The 25019-nt window shown below is 64.1% G+C and carries 17 protein-coding genes; 14 read left to right on the top strand and 3 right to left on the bottom strand.

Annotation, left to right across the window (positions count from 1 at the left end):
- Window positions 1-59: 59 nt before the first annotated feature.
- Window positions 60-347: a hypothetical protein gene (locus tag BLP10_RS07770; protein WP_091133015.1), complete on the top strand. Its 288-nt coding sequence runs from the start codon at window positions 60-62 to the stop codon at window positions 345-347.
- 144 nt (window positions 348-491) lie between these two features.
- Window positions 492-1826: an adenylate/guanylate cyclase domain-containing protein gene (locus BLP10_RS07765; protein WP_175493820.1), complete on the top strand. Its 1335-nt coding sequence runs from the start codon at window positions 492-494 to the stop codon at window positions 1824-1826.
- Window positions 1827-1832: 6 nt separating this feature from the next.
- Here the strand turns inward: BLP10_RS07765 and BLP10_RS07760 are convergent, their stop codons facing one another.
- A complete protein-coding gene (locus BLP10_RS07760) occupies window positions 1833-2624 on the bottom strand; it encodes a class II glutamine amidotransferase (protein ID WP_091133009.1) in 792 nt (263 codons plus the stop codon).
- Between the two features lie 169 nt (window positions 2625-2793).
- Here BLP10_RS07760 and BLP10_RS07755 point away from each other — a divergent pair, with 169 nt between their 5' ends.
- On the top strand, window positions 2794-4200 hold the full coding sequence (locus BLP10_RS07755; protein ID WP_091133005.1) for a sodium:proton antiporter: 1407 nt from the start codon (window positions 2794-2796) through the stop codon (window positions 4198-4200).
- A 50-nt stretch (window positions 4201-4250) separates the two neighbouring features.
- Here BLP10_RS07755 and BLP10_RS07750 read toward each other — a convergent pair whose 3' ends face one another.
- Together BLP10_RS07750 and BLP10_RS07745 are read right to left on the bottom strand one after the other, a co-directional pair.
- On the bottom strand, window positions 4251-5345 hold the full coding sequence (locus BLP10_RS07750; RefSeq protein ID WP_091133001.1) for an NAD(P)/FAD-dependent oxidoreductase: 1095 nt from the start codon (window positions 5343-5345) through the stop codon (window positions 4251-4253).
- A gap of 69 nt (window positions 5346-5414) precedes the next feature.
- Window positions 5415-7025: a phosphoenolpyruvate carboxykinase gene (locus BLP10_RS07745; protein ID WP_091132997.1), complete on the bottom strand. Its 1611-nt coding sequence runs from the start codon at window positions 7023-7025 to the stop codon at window positions 5415-5417.
- Window positions 7026-7527: 502 nt separating this feature from the next.
- On the opposite strand from BLP10_RS07745, the gene BLP10_RS07740 reads away from it, so the two are divergent.
- The 11 genes from BLP10_RS07740 (at window position 7528) to addA (ending at window position 24982) form a co-directional block, all read left to right on the top strand.
- Window positions 7528-8229: a response regulator transcription factor gene (locus BLP10_RS07740; RefSeq protein WP_091132993.1), complete on the top strand. Its 702-nt coding sequence runs from the start codon at window positions 7528-7530 to the stop codon at window positions 8227-8229.
- An 89-nt stretch (window positions 8230-8318) separates the two neighbouring features.
- Window positions 8319-10154 (top strand): sensor histidine kinase, encoded by a 1836-nt coding sequence (locus tag BLP10_RS07735; protein WP_091133514.1) that lies wholly within the window; start codon window positions 8319-8321, stop codon window positions 10152-10154.
- Window positions 10151-10606: an HPr kinase/phosphorylase gene (locus BLP10_RS07730; protein WP_091132990.1), complete on the top strand. Its 456-nt coding sequence runs from the start codon at window positions 10151-10153 to the stop codon at window positions 10604-10606. The genes BLP10_RS07735 and BLP10_RS07730 overlap by 4 nt, the downstream gene beginning before the upstream one ends.
- Window positions 10607-10694: 88 nt before the next feature.
- Window positions 10695-11096: a PTS sugar transporter subunit IIA gene (locus BLP10_RS07725; RefSeq protein ID WP_091132987.1), complete on the top strand. Its 402-nt coding sequence runs from the start codon at window positions 10695-10697 to the stop codon at window positions 11094-11096.
- A 5-nt stretch (window positions 11097-11101) separates the two neighbouring features.
- Window positions 11102-11419, top strand: a complete 318-nt coding sequence (locus tag BLP10_RS07720) for an HPr family phosphocarrier protein (protein ID WP_091132984.1) — start codon at window positions 11102-11104, stop codon at window positions 11417-11419.
- A 296-nt stretch (window positions 11420-11715) separates the two neighbouring features.
- A complete protein-coding gene (gene ahcY, locus BLP10_RS07715) occupies window positions 11716-13116 on the top strand; it encodes an adenosylhomocysteinase (protein ID WP_091132981.1) in 1401 nt (466 codons plus the stop codon).
- A 363-nt stretch (window positions 13117-13479) separates the two neighbouring features.
- Window positions 13480-16047, top strand: coding sequence for a PAS domain-containing sensor histidine kinase (locus BLP10_RS07710; RefSeq protein WP_244510440.1), 2568 nt, complete (start codon window positions 13480-13482; stop codon window positions 16045-16047).
- A gap of 29 nt (window positions 16048-16076) precedes the next feature.
- Window positions 16077-17636, top strand: a complete 1560-nt coding sequence (gene tsaE, locus BLP10_RS07705; RefSeq protein ID WP_244510439.1) for a tRNA (adenosine(37)-N6)-threonylcarbamoyltransferase complex ATPase subunit type 1 TsaE — start codon at window positions 16077-16079, stop codon at window positions 17634-17636.
- Window positions 17637-17645: 9 nt separating this feature from the next.
- On the top strand, window positions 17646-18380 hold the full coding sequence (locus BLP10_RS07700; protein ID WP_091132973.1) for a nucleotidyltransferase family protein: 735 nt from the start codon (window positions 17646-17648) through the stop codon (window positions 18378-18380).
- A gap of 9 nt (window positions 18381-18389) precedes the next feature.
- Entirely contained in the window at window positions 18390-21551 is a 3162-nt protein-coding gene (gene addB / locus BLP10_RS07695) for a double-strand break repair protein AddB (RefSeq protein WP_091132970.1), read from the top strand.
- A complete protein-coding gene (addA, locus tag BLP10_RS07690; protein ID WP_091132966.1) occupies window positions 21548-24982 on the top strand; it encodes a double-strand break repair helicase AddA in 3435 nt (1144 codons plus the stop codon). Before addB ends, addA begins: the two co-directional genes overlap by 4 nt.
- Window positions 24983-25019 lie beyond the last annotated feature (37 nt).

The following is a 25019-nucleotide window of genomic DNA, read 5'->3' as shown; positions in this document are numbered from 1 at the left end:
CTCCCTTAAGAGAGCTTGAGCAATGGAAAAGCGGAATATCGCGCCACCAGGAGCCGACGATGATGGAAGGAACGGAAACGGTTGCAGGCCGCCTTTGGCGTGACCGGGTGCAGCTGCGGGAACAGGAACGCAACGAGGCACAAGCCCGCCTGCGGATCGCCGAAGAGAAAGTCGCGATCCTCATGGCTGAAAACGACCGTCTCGCGGCGGAAAACGCCCGCCTGCGCGCTCTACTCAATCCGGACTCGGAAGGCGCTCAAGCAGAGGCCGAGACGCATCTGCAGATGAAGGCATTGAAGGATGCACTGCTGCCCCTCCTCTCCGGCCAGTCTGCGACCCTGAACTAAAATGCCGACAATAAAAGTCAGGGGCCGAGGAAAGTCCTTGATTATCTCTGTAATTAAATAACAATATACCCCTGGATGGCTGGCGCTTGAGGTTTGCCCGCAAGACCAAGCCTGGAAGCTGCTGTCAGCGGGGTGCATTCGCGGTTGAAACGCAGAACGGCGACGATCCTGGCCAGCGATGTCGTGAGCTTCTCGCGGCTGATCGCTGAAGACGAGGAGGAGACGCTCCGGAGGCTGACAGCCTATCACCGGGCTTGCGAAACCTTTGTCACCCGCCATGGCGGCCGGATCTTCAACACGGCCGGCGACTCGATCATGTGCGAGTTCGAAACGCCCCTGAACGCCGTGCGCGCTGCCATCGACATCCAGGAAGCCATCAGGACGCGCAACCTGTCCTATCCACCCCAGCGCTGGCTGCAGTTTCGCATCGGCATCTCCATGGGCGAGGTGGCCGACCGCAATGGCGACCTTCTCGGAATGGCCGTCAACCTCGCCGCGCGCCTCGAAAAACTCGCAAGGCCCGGGGGCGTATGCGTCTCACAGGCCGTGCATCAGACGGTGGCGGGCGAGGTCTCCGTGCCGTTCGTCGATCTGGGCGAACGTTCGGTGAAGAATATCCCGGACCCGGTTCGCACCTTCGCCATCGCATGGCCGGGAACGGAGATTGACGCGGAAAGAACGCCCGCCATCCCGCTCCTGAAGCGAGAAAGCGTTCTTTGGCTCGGCGGAGCCTGCCTTGTCATGGCTCTGCTGGCGGGAGCCGGGCTGAGCGGCTGGCATTTCGCAATGTCCAGAGATCGAACTGGCTTCACCGCCGCCCATCCATCTCCCGCTCAGCAGGTTGCCCAAGGGCTCGTGCTCTCGACCAATCCTGCAGAGACCTTTTCGCGCCTTTCCCAGAAGGGCGGGCTGATCGAGGATGCGAAGTCCGCGCCGGGCCTTTACTACAAAGCCTTGCTCTTCGAGGCGAAGGGCGAAACGTCCGGGGCGCACCGCGCCTATTACAATCTGGCCCGCATGGGCCTCGAGTTCATCGATCCGCATTTGCGCTATGCGGCCCTCGTGCGCGAGCACGAAGGCGCGGCTATGACGCGACAGGTTTATGCCGAACTGCATGAGGATGCTCCCACGCGCGCCACTGCCCTGCTGCACGCCCTGCAGTTCGAAGGCGAGGAGCGGAAGGCAAAGATAAGGTCCCTTGTGGCGGAGCATCCCGACTTCGCCCCCGCCTATTATTTCCTGGCCGAAGAGCATTCGGAAGAGCGGCGCGGCGGGCGCCAATCCCTCCATGACCGCCAAGTCGAACTTGCCGCTTTGGCGGAATTCCTGACGGCCCATCGGGAAGGAAGGCTCGACGATTTCTTCCTCGATCATGCCGTGGTCACGGATTGGGTCGAGCGGGCGCGCAAGAAGAGCGAGAAGCTGGAAGGCCAGCTCAAGAGCGCTTCGGCGGAGGCGCTCACGATTTTTCGGCGATAAACCCGATCAGGCGGCGATCTGCGCCATGGCCTCGTTGAGGCAATGCACGGCCACCGGTTGACCGGCGCGTGCCACAAGGCTGCAACCCTTCGGCACCTCGCGCCAGCCGCGGGTCTTATCGTCGATGGGCTCGGAGACCACGAGCAGGTTGCCCTTCTCCTCGCGGAAATAGAGCGTTGGCGGCTTGGCATCGCAGGCCCAGCGATAGGCCCAGAGGTTCTCACCATCCGTAAAGGCAGCGGTAAAGCGCAGCGCCTCGTCGATGCCGGCCTCTTCCATGAGGCTGCGGATCTGCTTGAGCGTGCGCGCCATGGCGGTCACAGGCTCATCGGCCAGTCCGTTGGCCAATGCGACCAGGAAAATCGCCTCCGAATCCGTGGTGCCCTGGCGGCGATCATAAAGATCGTCCGGGATCATGGCCTCCAGACGGCGCTTGATGCGCTGATAACCGCCGATCTGGCCGTTATGCATGAAGAGATAGCGCCCGTGGGAGAAGGGATGGCAATTGGCGCGGGTGGTGGAGGTGCCGGTTGAGGCGCGCACATGGGCGAAGAACAGGCCGGAGCGCACCTGCTCGCAGAGGCTCCTGAGGTTCTCGTCGGACCAGGCCGGGCGCACCTCGCGGTAGATGCCGGGCTCCTTGCGCTCCCCATACCAGCCGATGCCGAAGCCGTCGCCGTTGGTTCCGGTCTTGGCCTCCGTCGCATGAAGCGACTGGTGGACCAGCGAATGGGCCGGAGCGCAGACGAGTTCATCGAGGAAGATCGACTCCCCACGGTAGGCGAGAAAGCGGCACATCGGCTCCACAACCCCTGATGCGGCACGGTTTTGTAATGGTGTTGTATCTTCTTTCACTTATGGTGAATAGCCGGTTAACGCTTCCGCCGTTGCGGGGATGAACGGCATCCCCTAAACCGGATTCACAATCACGGATGCGCCGGAGAACCGGCGAGGGGGAAACCAGACCATGCTTCGCATCTCGAGCGCGGCGCTCGCCGCTGCCCTGACCCTGCTGCCGCAAGCTGCCTTCGCGGCCGAACTCGACGGTGCAAGCCTGAGTCCCCTGTGGGCCCTGCCCTTCGCCGGCATCCTGCTGTCCATCGCCCTGTTCCCTCTCCTGGCTCCTCATTTCTGGGAACACCACCAGGGCAAGATCGCAGCTTTCTGGGGCTTGTTGGTGCTCGTGCCCATGGCGGCGCTCCTGGGGCCGATGACGGCCATTCAGGCCCTCGCCCATACCGCTCTTCTCGAATACATCCCCTTCATCCTGCTGCTGCTCGCGCTCTTCACGGTCGCCGGGGGCATTCTGGTGCGCGGCAACCTGCACGGCTCGCCGGGGACGAACACGATGCTGCTTGCCATCGGCACGGTGCTCGCGAGCTTCATCGGCACCACCGGCGCATCCATGGTGATGATCCGCCCCGTGCTGCGTGCCAACGACGACCGACGGCACAATGTGCATGTGGTCGTCTTCTTCATCTTCCTGGTGTCGAATATCGGTGGCTCGCTGACGCCGCTCGGCGATCCGCCACTCTTCCTCGGCTTCCTGCGCGGCGTAGAGTTCTTCTGGACGACCACGCATCTTCTGCCCGAGACGCTCTTCGTGAGCGGAATCCTGCTCGTTCTGTTCTTCATCGTCGACACGGTGATCTACAAACGAGAAGGCCACGTCAAACCCGATCCCACGCCCGATAATCCGGTGCGGGTGACGGGCGGCATCAACTTCCTGCTCATCTTCATCATCATCGCCGCGATCCTCATGAGCGCCACCGCCGATCTCGGGCGCGTGATGGTGCTGGGCTCGGAGGTCGAGCTCGCCAACGCGCTGCGCGACCTCATCATGGTCGCGGTGACGATCATCTCCCTGAAGCTCACCCCGAAGGCCAATCGCGCGGAGAACGGCTTCTCCTGGGGGCCGATCAATGAGGTGGCGAAGCTGTTCGCGGGCATCTTCATCGCCATCATTCCGGTGCTCGCCATGCTGAAGGCAGGCGCGGACGGCGCCTTCGCGCCCCTCGTCGCCCTGGTGACGAACCCGGATGGGAGCGCCAACAACGCCGCCTATTTCTGGCTCACGGGCGGCCTGTCCTCGTTCCTCGACAATGCGCCGACCTATCTCGTGTTCTTCGAGCTTGCAGGCGGCAATCCGCAGGTGCTGATGACGACTGGCGCGATGACACTCACCGCCATCTCGGCCGGCGCCGTGTTCATGGGAGCGAATTCGTATATCGGCAACGCACCCAACTTCATGGTCTATGCGATTGCCCGCGAAGGCGGCGTGAAGATGCCGAGCTTCTTCGGCTATCTGCTGTGGTCGGGCGGCATCCTGGTCCCGATCTTCTTGGTCACGACGCTGCTGTTCTTCAGGGCGTGATCGAGGCACCTCATCCCGGACCGGCGCCAGCCGATCCGGGATGAGGCTCATCAGGATCGGAGCCGCCGAGCCACATCTTCCGCAAGCGACAGGCACGACGTCAGCCCTGGGCTTTCGATGCCGAAGAGGTGCACGAGGCCGGCAAGGCCATGCTCCTCCGGTCCGTCGATCATGAAATCCACGGCCTTCTCGCCGGGTCCTGAGAGCTTCGGGCGGATGCCTGAATAATCCGGCACCAGCGCCTCATCGGGCAGTCCGGGCCAGTAGCGGCGGATGGAAGCATAAAAGCTTTCGGCGCGTGCGGGATCGACCTCGTAAACCTCGCGCTCGACCCATTCCACATCGGGTCCAAAGCGCATGCGCCCGGCAAGATCGAGCGTCACATGAGTACCAAGGCCGCCATCGACGGGCGCGGGATAGATCAGGCGCGAGAAGGCGGGCCTGCCGAGGCATCCGAAATAGTTGCCCTTGGCAAGCACGAGCGGCGGCACGCGCTTCTCAGCATAGCCCTCCGTGGCACGCGCGATGTCCTGCGCACCCAAACCTGCTGCGTTGACCACCGCATGGACAGCAAGTCGTGTGGGCTCGGCACCGCCCACATGTACGTTCCATTCCGTTCCATTTTGCACGATCCGCTCGACGGGCGCATGAAATGCGATCATGCCGCCTGCCGCTTCGAGATCGCCCTGAAGCGCCAGCATCAACGCATGGGTGTCGATGATGCCCGTCTCGGCCGAGAGCACTGCTCCAGTGCAGGACAGGTTGGGCTCGAGCCCCCTCGCCTCGTCGCCGTTCAGGAACGAGAGGCCTTCGACACCGTTGCCGATGCCCTGTTCGTAGATGCCCTCGATCTTCGCCTGTTCGAGATCGTTCGTCGCCACGATGAGCTTGCCGCATTTTCGATGCGGAACGCCGTGGCTCTCGCAGAAATCGTAGAGCATGCGGCGGCCGTTTACGCAGTGGCGAGCGCGCAGGGAATCCGTCGGGTAGTACATGCCCGCATGGATCACCTCGCTGTTGCGCGAGGATACGCCGTTGCCGATGCCGCCGGTTTTCTCGGCCACGATCACGCTATGGCCGCGCACGGCGAAAGCGCGGGCAATCGCGAGGCCCACGACGCCTGCACCGATGACGAGAACGTCCATCCAAACCCTCATGAAACGAAAACGGCGGCTCGAAAGCCGCCGTTTCTATAACGTCGATGAACGCAGTTTTTAAGCTGCGATCGACATCTGCGGCGCAGCCGAGCGCACGTCGGAATCGACATGGTTCTCGAAGCGCTTGAAGTTCTCGTTGAACATGTCGATGAGGCGCTTGGCGGTCTCGGCGAACTCCGCCTTGTTCTGCCAGGTTTTCACCGGGTACAGGATGTGCGGCTCGACGCCGGGCACCGAGGTCGGCACCGCGAAGCCGAAGTAAGGATCGCGGCGGAAATCGGCGCGGTTGAGCGAGCCGTCGAGGGCCGACGTCAGCAGGCGGCGCGTGACGCGGATCGGCATGCGGCGTCCGACGCCGTACTTGCCGCCTGTCCAGCCGGTGTTCACGAGCCAGCAATCGACGTGATGCTTGGCGATGAGATCCCGCAGCAGGTTGCCGTATTCCGACGGATGACGCGGCATGAACGGCGCACCGAAGCAGGTGGAGAACGTCGCCTCCGGATCCTTCACGCCCTTTTCCGTGCCGGCCACCTTGGCGGTGTAGCCGGAGAGGAAGTGATACATGGCCTCCGCCGGGGTGAGCTTGGCGATGGGAGGCAGGACGCCGAAGGCATCGCAGGTGAGCATCACGATGTTCTTCGGAATGCCCGCGCGACCCGTGGCGCTCGCATTGGGAATGAAGTCGAGGGGATAGGCGCAGCGCGTGTTCTCCGTGCGCGACGCATCGTCGAAGTTCGGAATGCGGGTGATCGGGTCGATCGCCACGTTCTCCAGCACCGTGCCGAAACGCTCGGTGGTGGAGAAGATTTCCGGCTCCGCTTCGCGCGAGAGACGGATGGTCTTGGCGTAGCAGCCGCCTTCGAAGTTGAACACGCCGTTCGGCCCCCAGCCATGCTCGTCGTCGCCGAGCAGGATCCGGTTCGGATCGGCGGAAAGGGTGGTCTTGCCGGTGCCCGAGAGACCGAAGAACACGGCGACATCGCCGTCATGACCCACATTGGCGGAGCAATGCATGGGCATGACTTTCTGCGCGGGCAGAACGTAGTTGAGATAGGTGAAGACGGACTTCTTCATTTCGCCGGCATAGGACGTGCCGCCGATGAGCACGATCTTGCGGGAGAAGTCGCAGGCGATCACCGTCTCGGAGCGGCAGCCGTGACGGGCCGGGTCCGCCTTGAAGGACGGCAGATCGATGATGGTGAGGCCGGGCACATAATCCTGCAGCTCGCCCATTTCGGGGCGGATCAGCAGGTTGCGGATGAAGAGCGAATGCCAGGCGAATTCCGTGAAGACGCGCGCCTTGACCCGATAGGCCGGGTCCGCGCCGCCATAGAGGTCCTGTGCGAACAGCTCCTTGCCTTCGGCATGGGCCAGAAAATCCTGCAGCAGGGTGTCGAAATGGCCGGGGGTGATGGAGCCGTTATTGTCCCACCAGACGGTGCTCTCGGTCGCCTCGTCCCGGACCACGAACTTGTCCTTGGGGGAGCGGCCCGTATGCACGCCGGTTTCAGCCAGGAGAGCGCCGCCCTTCACGAGCTTGGTTTCGCCCCGTTGCAGGGACTGCTCGTAGAGTGCCGGGGCCTCGAAATTCCAGTAGACTTTCTTGAGATTGCGGAAGCCGATGGCCTCCGCGCCTTGAGCGCTGTTGAAGACGCCGATGTTATCCACGGAAGACTTCTCCTGGTCGCCGATCGCCGCGCGGTCGGATGCCGCCGTCCGATGGCCTTTTGCTGTTGCTTTCAGGCGGCGCGGGTCATCTCCCTGTAGACCCCGCCTGAATTAAGGATTTTTAGGTCAACGGACTTAGCCGTCAACCGAGGCATTCCATGGCATTCTATTTTTTGCCGCGCTAGGCCCAGGCTCGCGAACTGGAGCGGATTTTCGGCATTTACCGCAGTTCTTTGGGAGAATTGACGGCCACCAGGAGGTCCGTGCAGAGCTGTCAGGTTGCAGACAGATGCCTCCGAATGAGGCGGAAACGGCCACCGGTCCGTTCATCCCCGGTTGAACCGGCGCCTCCTAAACACCACTATCGGAAGGTCCCGCCTTGGTGATGAACCGGGGACAACCATATTTATGCCATCAGTAAGGCGCAGTTGGGCACGATTTGAGGCCATCTGCGTTATCATATGTCACGCGGCCATCGTCCGTGTAAGCCAGGGAAGAGTTCATGCCCACGATCGCCCTTGTCGATGACGATCGCAACATCCTGACCTCCGTCTCGATTGCCCTCGAGGCCGAAGGCTACCGCATTCAGACCTATACCGACGGGGCTTCCGCCCTCGACGGCCTGAAGCATGCCCCGCCGGATCTTGCCATCTTCGACATCAAGATGCCGCGCATGGATGGCATGGAGCTTCTGCGGCGGCTTCGCCAGAAGTCCGACCTGCCGGTGATCTTCCTGACCTCCAAGGACGAGGAGATCGACGAATTGTTCGGCCTGAAGATGGGGGCCGACGACTTCATCCGGAAACCTTTCTCCCAGCGTCTGCTGGTCGAGCGCGTGAAGGCGGTGCTGCGCCGCTTCGCGCCCAAGGACCAAAGCGTCTCGACCAAGGAAGCCGATGCGAAGGCGCTTGAACGCGGCCAACTCAAGATGGACCCGGAGCGCCACGCCTGCACCTGGAAGGGCGAGCCGGTCACGCTCACCGTCACCGAATTCCTCATCCTGCAGGCGCTCGCCACCCGCCCCGGCGTGGTCAAAAGCCGCAACGCGCTCATGGATGCGGCCTATGACGATCAGGTCTATGTGGACGATCGCACCATCGACAGCCACATCAAGCGCCTGCGCAAGAAGTTCAAATCCGTTGACCAGAGTTTCGAAATGATCGAGACCCTTTACGGTGTCGGCTATCGCTTCAAGGAAGCCTGATGCCTTGAGCCTGCCTGCAAGGGCAAAGGACAACCAGGAAAGACGGGCATGGTCCGGCAATGTTTTCGGGCCCTGCATGAATGAGCGGCATGAAGGCTGATCCCATCTACGCCGAGGCGGCGACCGACGATCCGCCTGAGCCTCGAGGCCTCCTGGCACGGCTGAAGAATTTCGGCCGCATGCTCTCCCAACGCGCCTCGTCGAGCCTGACGCGCCGGATCGTCATGCTCAATCTGGCGGGCCTCATGGCCCTGCTCGTGGGCTTTCTCTATCTCAACCAGTTCCGCGAGGGCCTCATCGAGGCGCGGGTGCAGAGCCTTTTGACCCAAGGCGAAATCATCGCAGGCGCCATCGCCAGCTCTGCGACGGTGGAGACCAACACCATCACCCTCGACCCGGACCAGCTTCTGCAGATGCAGGCGGGCGAGACCGAGCGTCTCAACGACGAAAGCCTTACCTCGCTCGAATTCTCCATCAATCCGGAGCGGGTGGCGCCCCTGCTGCGGCGGCTCGTGACGCCGACCCAGACCCGCGCGCGCATCTTCGACCGGGACGGTCTGCTCCTGCTCGATTCGCGCAACTTCTATTCCCGCGGCGACATTCTGCGCATGGACCTCGCACCGGTCGCCAACGTGGAGGACACCGCGAGCTTCATCGAGCGGATCTGGAACAGCGTGCGCAAGATGTTCCGGCGCACCAAGCGCCCGGTGCTCGAGGATCCCGGCCCCGCGAACGGGAAGTCGCTCGCGGAGGTTCAGCAGGCCTTCTCGGGCCAGCAATCGAGCGTTGTGCGCGTGAATACGCGGGGCGAGACCATCGTATCCGTGGCGGTGCCGATCCAGCGCTTCCGCACGGTGCAGGGCGTCTTGCTGCTCTCCACGCAGGAAGGCGACATCGACGCGATCATCGCCTCCGAGCGCTTCGCATTGCTGCAGGTGTTCCTCATCGCCGCCATCGTGATGATCGTGCTCTCACTGTTTCTCGCGGGCGCGATCGCAGGCCCCGTGCGCCGTCTCGCAGAAGCAGCGGAGCGTGTTCGCTGGGGCACGAAATCGCGTCAGGAGATTCCGGATTTCACCAATCGCTCCGACGAGATCGGCCACCTCTCCGGCGCGCTGCGCGACATGACGAAAGCGCTCTACAACCGCATCGATGCCATCGAGAGCTTCGCGGCCGACGTGGCGCATGAGCTGAAGAATCCGCTCACGTCCCTGCGCAGCGCCGTGGAGACGCTGCCGCTGGCGCGCAACGACGATTCCCGCCAGCGCCTCATGTCGATCATCCAGCACGACGTCAGGCGTCTCGACCGTCTCATCAGCGACATTTCCGATGCCTCGCGTCTCGATGCGGAGCTTGCCCGTGCGGATGCGGAGCCGGTGGACATGGCGCGCCTGCTCGATGCGGTGGTGTCGGTCGCCAACGAGCGCCGTCAGGAGCACGATCCGCATATCGAACTCAACATCGAAAAGCATGCGCGCGGCCGCGATGCCTTTTTGGTGTTCGGCCATGACAGCCGCCTGGGACAGGTGTTCAACAACCTCATCGACAACGCCCGCTCCTTCTCCCCGCCGGATGCGGCTGTTCGCGTGACCCTTCGTCGGCGCAAGAACGACGTCGAAGTGCTGGTGGAAGACAGCGGCCCCGGCATCGAGCCGGATGCCCTCGACCGGATCTTCGAGCGCTTCTACACGGACCGGCCCGAGCAGGGCTTCGGCCAGAACTCGGGTCTCGGCCTGTCGATCTCGCGCCAGATCATCGAGGCCCATCGCGGCACGATCCGCGCTGAGAACCGTCCCGGACCGCCGGATGAGGACGGCGAGCCGACGCGTTTGGGCGCCCGCTTCGTCATCCGCCTGCCGACCCCCGAGAGCCCCAGGGGGAGGAAAGAACAGGCCAAGAAATCTCAAGGAGAGAAGACGCCTTGAGCCGGTCCGAGACCATTCACGCTTCCTGCGTCGTCATTGGCGAGGCGGGTGTCCTGATCCGGGGACGCTCGGGCTCCGGCAAGTCGACGCTGGCGCGCGAAATGGTGCTGCACACGCTTCAGGCTGGCCGGTTCGGCTGCCTCGTCAGCGACGACAGAACCGGCCTGCGGGCCGAGCACGGACGCCTCCTGGGAAGCCCTGTCGAGCCCCTTGCCGGACACCTCGAGGTTCACGGCCTCGGGATCATCCGCCAGCCCTACGAGCGATCCGCCGTCATCCGCCTCGTGATCGACCTGAGCGAAGACCCGCCACGCTTCCCGGAAGCACAGGATGGCAACGTTGTTCTATGCGGCGTCATGGTCCCTCGCATCCGCATGCGCGCCGGGGCAAGTTTTGCCAGTATCGCGTTGGGCCGCCTGAGTGGTGTTTGCGACACGGTCGTGACACTGTGATGAACTTTTCCTCTCAACGCACTTGCGCTAGGCTTCGCGGTGCACAAAATAGCGGCTCCGCTCTCGGAGCGTTCGGACCTGGAACATTATGATTGGAATGGTGCTCGTCACCCACGGGCAGCTCGCGACGGAATTCAAAGCCGCGCTGGAGCATGTCGTGGGACCTCAAGAGCAGCTCGAGACGATCACGATCGGCCCTGACGACGACATGGAAACACGGCGTAAGGACATCATGGCCGCCGTGTGCCGGGTCAATTCGGGCCACGGGGTTGTGGTTCTGACCGACATGTTCGGGGGCACGCCCTCGAACCTGGCCCTGTCCTGCATGAACGGCGGCTCCGTCGAGGTTGTCGCCGGCATCAACCTGCCCATGCTCATCAAGCTGGCCTCCGTCCGTGACGAGGAGCCCCTTGGCGATGCGGTCTCGCACGCTCAGGAGGCGGGAAGGAAGTACATCAACATCGCTTCGCGCGTTCTGTCTGGAAAATAAGCACCATGGATCGGCCCCTCGAAGATTGTCCCCCTGCGCCTATTCCCGAGGGGGCTGAGGCTCGGGAGCTGCCCATCATCAACCGCCGGGGCCTGCATGCTCGCGCCTCGGCCAAGTTCGTGCAGACGGTCGAGCGCTTCAACGCCGACGTCACCGTGACCCGCTGCGGCGAAACCGTGGGCGGACGCTCGATCATGGGCCTCCTGACCTTAGCCGCGGCCCAGGGCACCAGCATCACCGTGACCGCCAAGGGCCAGGACGCGACAGCCTGCCTCCAGGCCATCGACGATCTTCTCGCCAACCGGTTCGGCGAGGACGAGTAAGCCTTTCCTCAAGTCGGCATTTCCGCCTGTCATCACCGGCCTTGCGCCGGTGATTCTATTTCAGATGTCCTCTTCCTCTTCAAAGACCGGATCGTGAAGGTGCGGCACAAGCTCCCCTCTCCCTTACGGGGAGCGGTAGTGCTTCATGCGTGGATGGTCAGGACGAGCCTAACCATGATGGAAGAAAGCCTCTGCCCGAAAACATATAAAGACATCTTTATATCTTGATTGCCTCTCCGGCGGCTCTCTGGTAGAGACAGCGCCAATTCAAATCCCATAGATAGACGGAGGCCATCATGGCTCAGGACTATATCGTTAAGGACATCGGCCTCGCCGATTTCGGCCGCAAGGAAATCTCGATCGCCGAGACCGAGATGCCGGGCCTCATGGCCGTTCGCGAGGAATACGGCCCGAAGCAGCCCCTGAAGGGCGCCCGTATCGCCGGCTCGCTGCACATGACCATCCAGACCGCGGTGCTGATCGAGACCCTGAAGCATCTGGGCGCCGACATCCGCTGGGTGTCCTGCAACATCTACTCCACCCAGGACCACGCCGCCGCCGCCATCGCGGCTGCCGGCATCCCGGTCTTCGCCTATAAGGGCGAGACGCTCACCGAGTACTGGGACTACACCGCGAAGCTGTTCGACTGGCATGGCGGCGGCGTTCCGAACATGATCCTCGACGACGGCGGCGACGCCACCATGCTCGTCCATCTCGGCCTTCGCGCCGAGCAGGGCGATGTGGCTTTCCTCGAGAAGCCCGGCGCTGAGGAAGAGGAAGTTCTCTTCGCGCTGATCAAGCGCCTTCTGAACGAGAAGCCGAAGGGCTGGTTCGCCGAGATCGCCAAGTCGATCAAGGGCGTCTCGGAAGAGACCACCACGGGCGTCCACCGCCTCTACATCATGGCCAAGGAAGGCAAGCTGCTCTTCCCCGCCATCAACGTGAACGACTCGGTCACCAAGTCGAAGTTCGACAACCTCTACGGCTGCCGCGAGTCGCTGGTCGACGGCATCCGCCGCGGCACGGACGTGATGATGGCCGGCAAGGTCGCCATGGTCGCCGGCTTCGGCGACGTGGGCAAGGGCTCGGCCGCTTCGCTCCGCCAGGCCGGCTGCCGCGTGCTCGTGTCGGAAGTCGATCCGATCTGCGCGCTCCAGGCCGCCATGGAAGGCTATGAGGTCACGACGATGGAGGATGCCGCTCCTCGCGCCGACATCTTCGTCACCGCCACCGGCAACAAGGACGTGATCACCATCGAGCACATGCGTGCGATGAAGGACCGCGCCATCGTCTGCAACATCGGCCACTTCGACAACGAGATTCAGGTTGCCGCGCTCAAGAACCTGAAATGGGACAACGTGAAGCCGCAGGTGGACGAGATCACCTTCCCCGACGGCCACCGCATCATCCTGCTCTCGGAAGGCCGCCTCGTGAACCTCGGCAACGCCATGGGCCACCCGTCCTTCGTGATGTCGGCCTCGTTCACCAACCAGACCCTCGCCCAGATCGAGCTCTGGAACAACGCCGGCAAGTACGAGAACAAGGTCTACACCCTGCCGAAGCACCTGGACGAGAAGGTCGCTTCGCTGCATCTGGAAAAGATCGGCGTGAAGCTCACCAAGCTGCGCCCCGATCAGGCTTCGTACATCGGCGTATCGGAGACGGGCCCGTTCAAGCCGGACCATTACCGCTACTGATATCCGCTTCCCTTGCGGAATGCCTCAAGGAAGCCCGGCGCCATGCCGGGCTTTTTTTGTGTGTTCCTGCGTCGAATCGGCGGAGTGCCGCAAGGGCAGCGTGTGTCGAAAATGCAATAGCTTTCCACCAATTGCGCACAGCTTCTCCAAAGGAAGATTAAGCCGACGTTAACCCTCTTCCTGGCGGAGTCGGGGGTAGTCTAGAGTGAACGCGATTCGACCGGCAATACCGTGGTTCCTTTCCAGACCATGCCGGCAGTTCCGTTCATGCGTAGGCGGTATCTCCTCTGAGCAACCCAAGCACCAGAGGCATGAACACACTTGGCCTGGTGACAAGGGCCTGATCGGGGAGGACCGCACGGCATGGCCGGGCAGAGCGAGCACAGGAACATGAGCCCGGAAGAGACGAGCCCTCTCGCAGGCTCCATCCGCGTGCCCTTGAGCCTGACGCTGCTGTCCGGAACGTCTCAGAGTGCGCTCGCCGCCGATGCGCCTGCCGACCTTCTGGAGCAGGCCTCCGACATTCTCGCCTACCTCTACAGCTTCGACCTTCACAGCGCGGCTGCCTTCGGCCTGTTCATGGGGCTCGTCTCGCTCACCACCATCACCTCCCTGCTGCTGATGGTGGAACGCCGCCGGTCGGGGCGCGTGGAACGCAGCTTACGCAAGGAACTCGCGGCTCTTCGCGGCTCCGACGATCTCGCGGCTCTGCTCATGGGATCCGAGCGCCAATTGCTGGTGAGCTGGCAGGGACGGAACAGCGAGCCGCGCTTTCAGGGCGATCCGTCCGTCATCGGCGAAGGTGCGCCTGCGCAGCGCGCGCTGGCTTTCGGCACCTGGCTGCAACCGGGCGATGCAGCAGCTGCAGAAGCCGCCATCGAGCAGTTGAAGCAGCGTGGCGAAGCCTTCCGACTGGTCGCGCAAACGCTCTTCAACCGTTTCATCGACGTGGAGGGCCGCACCATCGGCGGCCGGGCGATCCTGCGCCTGCGCGACGTCACCGGCGACCGTGCGGATCTTCTCAAAACCCGCGCCGAACTTGCCACTGCCCGCAGCGACCTGCGTTCCATGACCATGCTGCTGGACGACGTGGCCTATCCGCTCTGGATCCGTGACGCCGAAGGAAAACTTCTCTGGGCGAACCAGGCCTATCTGCGCGCCGTCGAAGCACCGAATCTGGACGATGCGATCGCACGTTCCCTCGAACTCCTGAGCGAGCGGGCGCGCGAGGATGCGAGCCGCCAACGCGCAAACGGCGCGACTTACGCTGCGCGCGTGACGGCGGTCGTCGCCGGACAGCGCGCCGTTCTCGACGTGATCGAGCGCCCCACTTCCGGCGGCAGCGCGGGTATTGCAGTGGATGTGTCGGAACTCGAAGCCGTCCGCACCGATCTGCAGCGCCAGATGGATGCGCATGTGCGAACCCTCGATCAGTTGCCGACAGCGGTTGCGATCTTCGATGCCGCGCAGAACCTGATCTTCAGCAACGCCGCCTATCAGCAGCTCTGGGGCCTGGATGCCGCGTTCCTCTCCTCGCGTCCGACGGACAGTGAAGTGCTCGACCGCCTGCGCGCTGCGCGCAAGCTGCCGGAGCAGGCGGATTTCCGCGCATGGAAAGCGGATTTCCTCGCCGGCTATCGCTCGGTCGAACAGCAGGAAACCTGGTGGCACCTGCCGGACCGGCGCACCCTGCGCGTGGTGATCAATCCCAATCCGCAGGGCGGCGTGACCTATCTGTTCGACGACGTGAGCGAGCGCTTCGAACTCGCCTCGCAGGTCAACTCGCTGACCCAGGTGCAGGACGAGACGCTCAACACCCTCAAGGAGGGTGTGGCCGTGTTCGGTTCGGACGGGCGCCTGAAGCTGCACAACCGCGCCTTCGCGGATATGTGGAACCTACCCACCGATGTGCTGACGCAGCACCCGCATGCGGATGCGGTCATCAAGATGTGTCGCCTGCTCGCGCCGCAGGACGAACCCTGGATCGACATTCGCGGCGCTGTCCTGGGACTGGCCGACATGCGCATGGGGCATTCCTGCCGCATCGAGCGGCCCGATGGCTCCGCGCTCGACTGCACGGCGCAGCCCCTGCCCGACGGCGCGACGCTGTTGAGCTTCACCGACGTGACCGCGAGTGTGAACGTGGAGCGCGCGCTCACCGAGCGCAACGATGCGCTGGAGCGCGCCTCGCGCCTGCGCGACGAGTTCGTGCATCACGTCTCCTATGAGCTGCGCTCGCCGCTCACCAACATCATCGGCTTCACGCAGCTGCTGGGCGACGAGACGGTGGGCGCGCTCAATCCGCGCCAGCGCGATTATGCGGAACACATCATGCGCTCGTCGGCGGCGCTGCTCGCGATCCTCAACGACATTCTGGATCTCGCCTCCATCGACACCGGATCGCTGGAGCTGACGCCCGAGATCGTGGATATCCGCTCCACCATCGAGGCCGCCATGCGCGGCCTGGAGGACAGGCTCGCCGAATCCTCGATCCATCTCGTCATCGACACGCCGGACGACATCGGCACCTTCGTGGCGGACGGCAAGCGCGTGCGGCAGATCCTGTTCAACCTGCTCTCGAATGCGGTGGGCTTCTCCTCGCCTGGGCAGACCATCACGGTCACGGCGCGCAAGCACGGCCGCGAGGTGATCTTCGGCGTGAAGGACCAGGGCCGCGGCATTCCGCCGGAGATCAAAGCGCGCATTTTCGAGCGGTTCGAGAGTCATACGCTCGGCACCCGCCATCGGGGCGTGGGCCTGGGGTTGTCCATCGTCCGCTCCTTCGTGGAGCTTCATGGTGGGCGCATCGAGCTCGATTCCGCGCCGGGCCAGGGCACCATGGTCACCTGCATTTTCCCCAATGACAGGCAGGAATCTCCCTCCGATGGCCGTTCCGGCTCATCTGCGCTAACTCCTATAGCGGCCGAATAGGATTGCCGATGGTAAATGGATTAGCCCTCATGTCCGAGCAGGATGTTTCCCAAGCCGCATGGATCGTGACCCTTCCCGATCACGAGGCCACGGAGGATTTCGCGCGCAAGCTCGCAGAGGAGCTGAAAGCCGGCGACCTCGTGACGCTCTCCGGCGGCCTGGGAAGCGGCAAGACCACCTTCGCTCGCGCGCTCGTCCGCACCCTCGCGAACGAACCGGAGCTGGAGGTCCCGAGCCCTACCTTCACGCTCATGCAGGTCTATGACGGTCCTCTCTGCCCCATCGTCCATGCCGACTTCTACCGCCTGTCCGGCGGTTATGAGCTGGTGGAGCTGGGCTGGGAGGAGATGACGGAGAACGCCATCGCGCTCGTGGAGTGGCCCGAGCGCGCCGAGGATGCGCTGAACCCCGACCATCTCGACATCCGCCTCGATTTCGCGCCTGGAGGCCAGGGCCGCGTTGCCATGCTCACCGGCACCGGCGCCTTCGCCTCCCGCCTGCAGCGCATCAAAGCCTTCCGCAACCTGGTGGACCGCTGCGGCTGGTCGGAAGCCGTGCGCCTGCCGATGCCGAGCGATGCCTCGGTGATCCGCTCTTATGAGCGGCTGATCAAGATGAACGGCGAGACCGCGCTGCTCATGATCTCGCCGCCGCGTCCCGTCGGCCCGCCCGTACGGCGCGGCAAGCCTTATACGACCATCGCGAAGCTCGCAGAGACCGTTCATGCGTTCGTCGCCATGGACAAGGGCCTGCGGGCGTTGGGCTTCAGCGCGCCCTACATCTACGGCGAGGATCTCGATGCGGGCCTTCTCCTGATCGAGGATCTCGGCGCCGATCCCGTGGTCGATGAGAACGGTCCGATCCCTGAGCGCTATGCGGAAGCCACGCGCCTTCTCGTGAAGCTGCACAGCACCGAACTGCCGCAGGTGCTGCCGGTGGCGGATGGCGTGGAGCACGAAATCCCGCCCTACGATCTCGAAGCCATGCTCATCGAGGTGGAGTTGCTCGCCGATTGGTATGTCCCGCACATCATCGGCACGCAGCTCTCGGGATCCGCGCGTGCGGAATTCCTCAATCTCTGGACGGAAGCCCTGAACGAAATTCTCGCAGGTCCCGCAACCTGGACCCTGCGCGATTATCACTCCCCGAACCTGATCTGGATGAGCGAGCGGGAAGGCCTGCAGCGCGTGGGCCTCATCGATTTCCAGGATGCGGTTCTGGGTTCGCCCGCTTATGACGTCGCTTCACTGCTGCAGGATGCACGCGTGACCGTGCCCGCCGAACTCGAACTCAAGCTCATCGGCCTTTACGCCCGTGACCGCAAGGCTCTCGATCCCGCTTTCGACGTGTCGGCCTTTGCTCGCGCCTATGCGATCCTGGCGGCACAGCGCGCCACCAAGATCCTCGGCATTTTCGCCCGTCTCGACCGGCGCGATGGCAAGCCGCATTACCTCAAGCATCTGCCGCGCATCGAGGCCTATCTCACCCGCAATCTCGCGCATCCGGCCCTGGCGAAACTCAAGGTCTGGTACGAGAGCTACCTGCCGCGTCTCATCCCGCTCGAGGATGACGCGCCTCCTTCCGCTTGAGTCATTTCAGTGTCCCAATTTTCCCAGCGCAAGCCTCACACCGCCATCATTCTCGCAGCGGGCCTCGGCAAGCGCATGCTGCCGATCACGGCCACCATGCCCAAACCTCTCGTGAAGGTGGCCGGGCAGAGCCTCATCGATTTCGCCCTCGACAAGTTGCATGAGGCGGGCATCGGCACGGTGGTGGTGAACGTGCATCACTTCGCGGACATGCTGGAGGCGCATCTGCGCACCCGCACCGCCCCGGAAATCGTGATTTCCGACGAGCGCGGCGAGCTGCTCGAAACCGGCGGCGGCGTGAAGAAGGCGCTTCCGCTGTTAGGCCAGGACCCCTTCATCACCTTCAATTCCGACTCCATGTGGATCGAGGGCGAAAACCCGAATCTGAAGCGCCTCGTGGCGGCCTGGGATGCGGAGCGCATGGATATCCTGATGCTCGTCGCGCCGTTATCCACAAGTGTTGGATATGAAGGAAAGGGCGACTTTCACCGCGAGGCGGATGGCGCCCTGCGCCGTCGCGGCGACGACCCGAGCGCCGATTTCGTCTATGCGGGCGTGGCCATCGTGAAGCCGGAGCTCGTGGCGGGAACGCCTGAGGGCGCCTTCTCGGCGAATGCTTTCTACGACCGTGCCATCGCCAAGGGCCGCCTCTACGGCTTGCCTCTGGAAGGCCAATGGCTGCATGTTGGAGAGCCTCACACGATCGGTGAGGCAGAAAAGTGCCTTGCCGCCAGCAAGCGATGAGGTTTTGTGTTGTCGAGCCAGCCGCGCGTTTTTTCGATTCCTCCGGGTTGCGCCTTCCTGCCGACCCTGGTGGACGCGCTGCTTGACGGACGCCTTGTCGGCCCGCTCCCCGACGATCCGGCGGCGCTGGCCGACGTCACCATCTATGTCCCGACCCGCCGCGCCACCCGTGCGCTGATCGCGCTGCTCGCAGAACGCGGAGCTGGTCGCGCGCAGCTCCTCCCGCGCATCGTGCCGCTCGGCGAGACGGATGAGGCCGAATTCGAGCTGACCGGTCTCGAGGGTACGCCCTTCGCGGAAGCTGCAAGCCTCAAGCCGCCTATTCCGCCGCTGGAGCGCCGCCTCATCCTCACGCGCCTCGTGCAGCGCTGGTCGGCGGAGGTGGACCGCGCGCTGCTGCAGCTCGGACCCGGCGTGCCCTTCATGGTGCCTGCATCACCCGCCGATGCGGTGAACCTTGCGGGCGATCTCGAAACCCTGATGGATGCCTTCACGACCGAAGGCATCGATTGGCACGCGCTCGAACTCGCGGTGGATGCCGATTACTCGAAATATTTCGAGATCACCCGTCACTTCGTGCAGATCGCGAGCGAGAACTGGCCGAAGATTCTGGCCGATCGTCAGGCAAGCGATCCTGCGCAGCGCCGCACGGCATTGATCGAAGCGGAAGCGCGACGCCTGACCCGCGAGCGCCCGGACAATCCCATCATCGTCGCCGGCTCCACCGGCTCCGTGCCTGCCACCGCCCATCTCATGGCGACCATCGCGCGCCTGCCGCACGGCGCCATCGTGCTGCCGGGCCTCGACACGGATCTGGACGAGGAAAGCTGGTCCACCATCGGCGGCGCAGGCGATGACGAGACCGATCCGGTGCACAGCCACCCGCAGGCGTCGCTCCGCCGTCTCATCGACAGGCACCTGCGCATCACGCGCTCCGAGGTCACCGTTCTTGGAGAGCCTCCGGCAAAGGCCCGCGCCCGTAATCATCTTCTCTCGGAAGCACTGCGCCCTGCGGACACGACTGATCGCTGGGCCACGATCTCGACAGAAGAGCGCTTGTCCATGAGCCGCAGCGGCTGCGACGGCCTCACCATCATCGAGGCCATGGACGAGCGCGAAGAGGCATTCTCCATCGCCATCGCCCTGCGCGAAACGCTTGTTCATCCCGACAAGACCGCGGCCCTCGTGACCCCGGATCGTGCGCTGGCTGCGCGTGTCACCGCCGAACTCGCCCGATGGGGATTGAGCGTGGAGGATTCGGCTGGCATTCCGCTCGCGGACACGCCCGCCGGACGTCTTGCAAGGCTCACCGCGGAAGCGGCTGCCGACGATCTGAGCCCTGTACGGCTGCTCTCACTGCTCGCGCATCCCCTCGTGCGGCTGGGCTTTCCCCGCGCCACGATCGACCATGCGGCGGGCGTGCTCGAAATCGGCGTCCTGCGCGGCCCCGCGCCTGCTCCGGGAATCGAGGGCATGCGCACGGCTCTCGCCACCCGCCGCACGGAAAAGGATCACCGCACCCCGCGTCCCCGCGCCCGCCTCACCGAGGCGGATTGGGATCTCGCCGACACGCTGCTGCAACGCCTCGCTCTCGCTTTCCAGTCTTTCACGCCTGCTGTGCATGGCGAGGAACGCATCGATCTGATGGCGCTGGTGGAACATCACCGACGCGCCTTCGATCTGCTCTGTGCTGTTTCGGAGGAAGAGGTTGGTGACAGCGAACCATCTCTGGAGCCGCTCGCCGCTCTGTTCGACGATCTTGAGAATTCCGATATCCGTGAAGAGGAAGGCCATCCGCTTCTCGGGCGCTTCGTCGACTACCCTGCCTTCTTCACCGCGCTTGCCAAGCAGCGCTCATTGAGCCCCTCGCCGCGCTCCACCCATCGCCGCCTGAAGATTCTCGGCCTTCTCGAAGCGCGTCTCCTCTCCGTGGATCGCGTCGTGCTCGGCGGATTGGATGAAGGCACCTGGCCCCCGCGTACGGTGACGGACGCATTTCTCAACCGGCCTATGCGCGCGCGTGTCGGCCTGATGCCGCCTGAGCGGCGCATCGGACAGACGGCGCACGATTTCGTGCAGGCTCTTGGCACGCATGATGTGGTGATCACCCGCGCGCACAAGCGCGACGGCTCGCCCATGGTGCCTTCGCGCTTCCTGCAACGCCTCAAAGCCTTTACCGGCAAGGAGGCGTGGGAGCGCATGGTGAAGGCCGGCGAGTATTACCGCCGCCTCGCGCGCACCCTCGACACGCCGGAGCCAGCACCGGCCTTGCCGCGTCCGCGCCCGAAACCCGATCCCGCGCTTTTCCCGCGCTCGCTCAGCGTCACGGAAGTCGAGACGCTGGTGCGCGATCCGTATTCCATTTTCGCGCGCCATGTTTTGAAGCTCGATGCGCTGGAGGCGATTGCAGTTGCGCCGAGCGCCGCCGAGCGCGGCACGATCATTCACGATGTGGTCGGCCAGTTCGCCGAGCGCTTTCCCAAGGAGCTTCCCGCGCACGCTCCCGAAATTCTGCTGGGCCTGGGCGAAGAAGCCTTCGCGGACATTCGCGACGCCTATCCCGAGCTCTATGCGGAATGGTGGCCCCGGTTCGAGCGGCTCGCCATTGCCTTCCTCGATTGGGAGCAGCAGCGCCGTCCGAGCCTGACGGAGGTTTATGCGGAGCGCTCCGGCCGCCTCTCGATTCCGCTCCCCGACGGCTCCGTCTTCCTGCTGCGGGCACGCGCGGACCGCATCGAGCAGCGCCGCGACGGCGGCTTCACCATCATCGACTTCAAGACCGGCCAGCCTCCCGGCGTGCGCGAGGTCTATGCGGGCTTCTCGCCGCAGCTGACGCTCGAAGCCATGATGCTGATGAAGGGCGCGTTCAAGGGCTTAGCGATGGCGAAGGAGACGCCGGATCTCGTCTATGTTCACACCACCGGCGGACGCGAGCCGATCAAGCCCCGCCTGATCGAGCCGGGACGCAGCGAAGAACGATCCGTGCCGGAGATCGTGGAAGAGCATCGCCGCCGCTTCGAGGGCATGATAGCCCGCTTCGTGAAGGGCGAAGCGGCTTACGTGTCGCGTCCCTTCCCGAAATATGCGCGGCGCTTCTCGGAATACGACCACTTGGCGCGGGTGAAGGAATGGTCGCTGGCGAGCGCCGGCGGCGGTGAGGGCGGCGAATGAGCAACGATCTCGTCATCCCCGATTACACCAAGGAAGCGCAGCGCCGCGCCGCGAACCCGAGCGCCTCCGCCTGGGTGTCGGCCAATGCGGGCGCAGGCAAGACGAAGGTGCTCACCGACCGCGTGGTGCGTCTGCTTCTGGCGGGCTCGCTGCCGGGTCGCATTCTCTGCCTCACCTTCACCAAGGCCGCCGCCGCGAACATGGCGATCCGTGTGTTCGAGCGTCTGGGCCGCTGGGTGACGATGGACGAGGACAGCCTCGTTGCGGAACTCACCGAACTCGAAGGACGGAAGCCGACACGCCAGCAGGTGAAGCTCGCCCGCACGCTTTTCGCGCGCGCCGTCGAAACGCCGGGCGGCTTGAAGATCGACACCATCCACGCCTTCTGCGAACGCCTGCTCCATCTCGTTCCCTTCGAGGCCAATGTGCCTGCGCGCTTTGCAGTGCTGGACGAGAGCCAGACCGACGAGATGCTGGCCCAGGCCGTGAAGAATGTACTGGCCGACGCTTCCAACGGCAACTTCCCGCACCTGAAGGACGCGCTCGACATCATCAGCGTCGATGCGGTGGGCGACGCGCTGACATCGGCGCTCAACGCCGCCCTTCGCTGCAAGGATTTCCTGCACGATGCCACCGGCATCGCGCGCTTGCGTCAGGAGCTTGGGCTCAAGCCCGGCGAGACGCTTGCGAACATCGAACAGGCGATGCTGGAAGGCGGCCTGAAGCCGGAGAACTGGGCAGCCATCGCGCAGGAGCTTCTCAGAGGAAAGGCCACGGACCAGAAGCGCGCCGCGTCCTTGATCGCGGCGGCGGAAGCCACCGATCCTTCCGCCAAGCTCGAATACTACCTTTCGGTGTTCCTCACCGATGCCGGGACGCCCCGTAAGGGATCCGCGTTCCTGACGAAGGATGTCGACGAGGGCTTGAAGGACAAGCTGCTCGACGAGCAGAGCCGCATCTGGACACTCATCGACAGGCAGAAGGCCGCGCGGGCGGTCGAGCGGACGCAGGCCTTGTTCCTGATCGCCGCGGAAATTCACGACCGCGTCGAGAACCAGAAGATGCGCCTGGGCGCGCTCGACTTCCAAGATCTCATCGACAAGACGCTGACGCTTCTCTCGCGCGGCGACACCGCCTGGGTGCTCTACAAGCTCGACCGCGGAATCGACCACGTGTTGATCGACGAGGCGCAGGACACGAACCCGCAGCAATGGGAAATCCTGCGCAAGATCACCGAGGATTTCACCGCAGGCGAAGGCGCGGTCGGCAAACGCATCCGCACGCTCTTTGCGGTCGGCGATCCCAAGCAGTCGATCTACGGCTTCCAGGGCGCAGCTCCGCAGGAATTCGAATCCACCCGCCGCGATTGGTCGAGGAAGGTGCGCGAGGCTGCGCTTCTCTTCGAAGATGTGTCGCTCACCATGTCGTTCCGCTCGGGCAAGGCGGTGCTGTCGGCGGTGGACGCCACCTTCGCGCTGGAGAAGAACTTCAAAGGCCTGTCCTTCGAGGACAAGGCCATCGGCACCGTGCACGAGAGCGCGCGTCCGCATGCGCCGGGCCTCGTGGAATTGTGGCCCACCGAAACGCCCGCCGATGAGGAGGAGCCCGAGGCCTGGGTTCTTCCTGTCGATGAGCCCGAACAGCAATCGCCGCCCGTCGTCGTTGCGCGCCGCATCGCGCAGGCGGTGAAGTGCTGGACCACCAAGGGCGACGAGCATGGGCGCAAATGGAGCGCGGGCGACGTGCTCGTGCTCGTGCGCAAGCGCGGCGCGGCTTTCGAAGCTGTGATCCGCGCATTGAAGGAAGCAGGTGTGCCTGTCGCGGGCGCGGACCGTCTCAATATCGGCGAGCACATCGCCGTGCTCGATCTCGTGGCGGCGGGGCGCACGGCCCTGTTGCCGGATGATGACCTGACGTTCGCCACCGCTCTGAAGTCGCCCCTCGTCGGCCTCGACGACGACGATCTCATCCGCATTGCGGCGGATCGTGCCGATGACGAGTCGCTGCACGCGGCGCTCACACGTCATGCGGAACTGGGCTGCACGAAATCGAAAGCCGGCTGCGAAGCGTTGCAGGCCTGGCGCGAGCTTGCCGCGCAGAACGGCCCCTTCGGTTTCTTCGCCACCCTGCTCGGACCGCGCGGCGGTCGTTCGAAGCTTGTCGCGCGGCTGGGCAGCGAAGCAGGCGATGCCATCGATGCGTTCCTGTGCTTCGCGCATCAATCGGAGATGACGGAGACGCCATCGCTCACCGTGTTCCTCAACCGCTTCGAGTCCGCATCGCACACGATCAAGCGCGATCTCGACTCGGTGAACAACGAAGTGCGCGTGATGACGGTGCATGGCGCAAAAGGCCTCGAAGCGCCCGTCGTCATTCTCATCGACGGCTGCGAGGTGCTAGGCCGCGATCCGCCGCTCCTGCAGCTGACCACGAAGACGGGCGACAAGATCCCCGTCTGGTCGCCGGGCAAGAGCGCCGATTGCAGCGTCATGGAAGAGGCCCGCGATCTTCTGCATGCGAAGGGACACGAGGAGCACAACCGCCTGCTCTACGTAGCGATGACCCGCGCCAAGGACCGGCTCGTGATCGCGCCCTATCGGACGAGCGGCAAGGAATCGCCGCAGGAAGCCTGGTGCGAGATGATCCGCCATGGCCTCGTCGAGAAGGCGGGCGGCTTGGAGCGCTCCGAGGCGCCCTACGGCCCCATCGATATCTGGCGCGAGGGCTCGCCGCTGGCGCGCACGCTTGTGGCGGAATCGGATGTTGCTCCGCTGGAGCCTTTCGAGGTTCCGGACTGGCTGACTCTCCCCGTCCGGTCGGAGCCCGAGCCCCTGCCCCCGATCCGCCCGTCGAGCGCCCTGGGCGCCGCCGAGCGCATGACGCGCCCCGGCGACGGGCCCTATGCGCCCGAGGCCCGGCTTCGCGGCACTCTCGTCCATGCCCTGTTGGAGCGTTTGCCTGCGTTGGATCCGGAGCACCGGGAAACCATGGCGCGGGCCTATGTGCGGGCCCGCGCGCCCCGCCTTCCGACGGAGGTTCGCGAGTCGGTGATCGCCAATGCCATCGACGTTCTGGAGCACGAGGGCCTGGGAGCCCTGTTCGGCCCAGGCTCCAGGGCCGAGGCACCCATTGCCGGCAAGGTTCTGACGACCGAAGGCGAACTTATGGTCTCCGGCCAGATCGATCGCCTGACCGTTCTGGAGAACGAGGTTCTGGTGGCGGATTTCAAGACCACCGCCCGGGCTCCCAGGCCCGGCCAGCCGGCCCCTCAATCCTACGTGGCCCAGCTTGCGCTCTACCGGATGCTGCTTTCCGAGATCTATCCAGACAAGCGCATCCGCACCTTCCTGGTCTGGACGGCGGGTCCGGTGATCCACGAACTGATGGAACCGGAGCTTGAATCCGCGCTTACCCTCATCAAAGCGGCGTGAGGGAAATTTGCCCTTGCTTGATTCCCGGTTTCGCCGT

It is taken from the genome of Microvirga guangxiensis (assembly GCF_900102135.1).
Lineage (GTDB): Bacteria > Pseudomonadota > Alphaproteobacteria > Rhizobiales > Beijerinckiaceae > Microvirga > Microvirga guangxiensis.
Note: the sequence above shows the minus strand (reverse complement) of the source record. Positions and strands in the feature narration are given on the sequence as shown.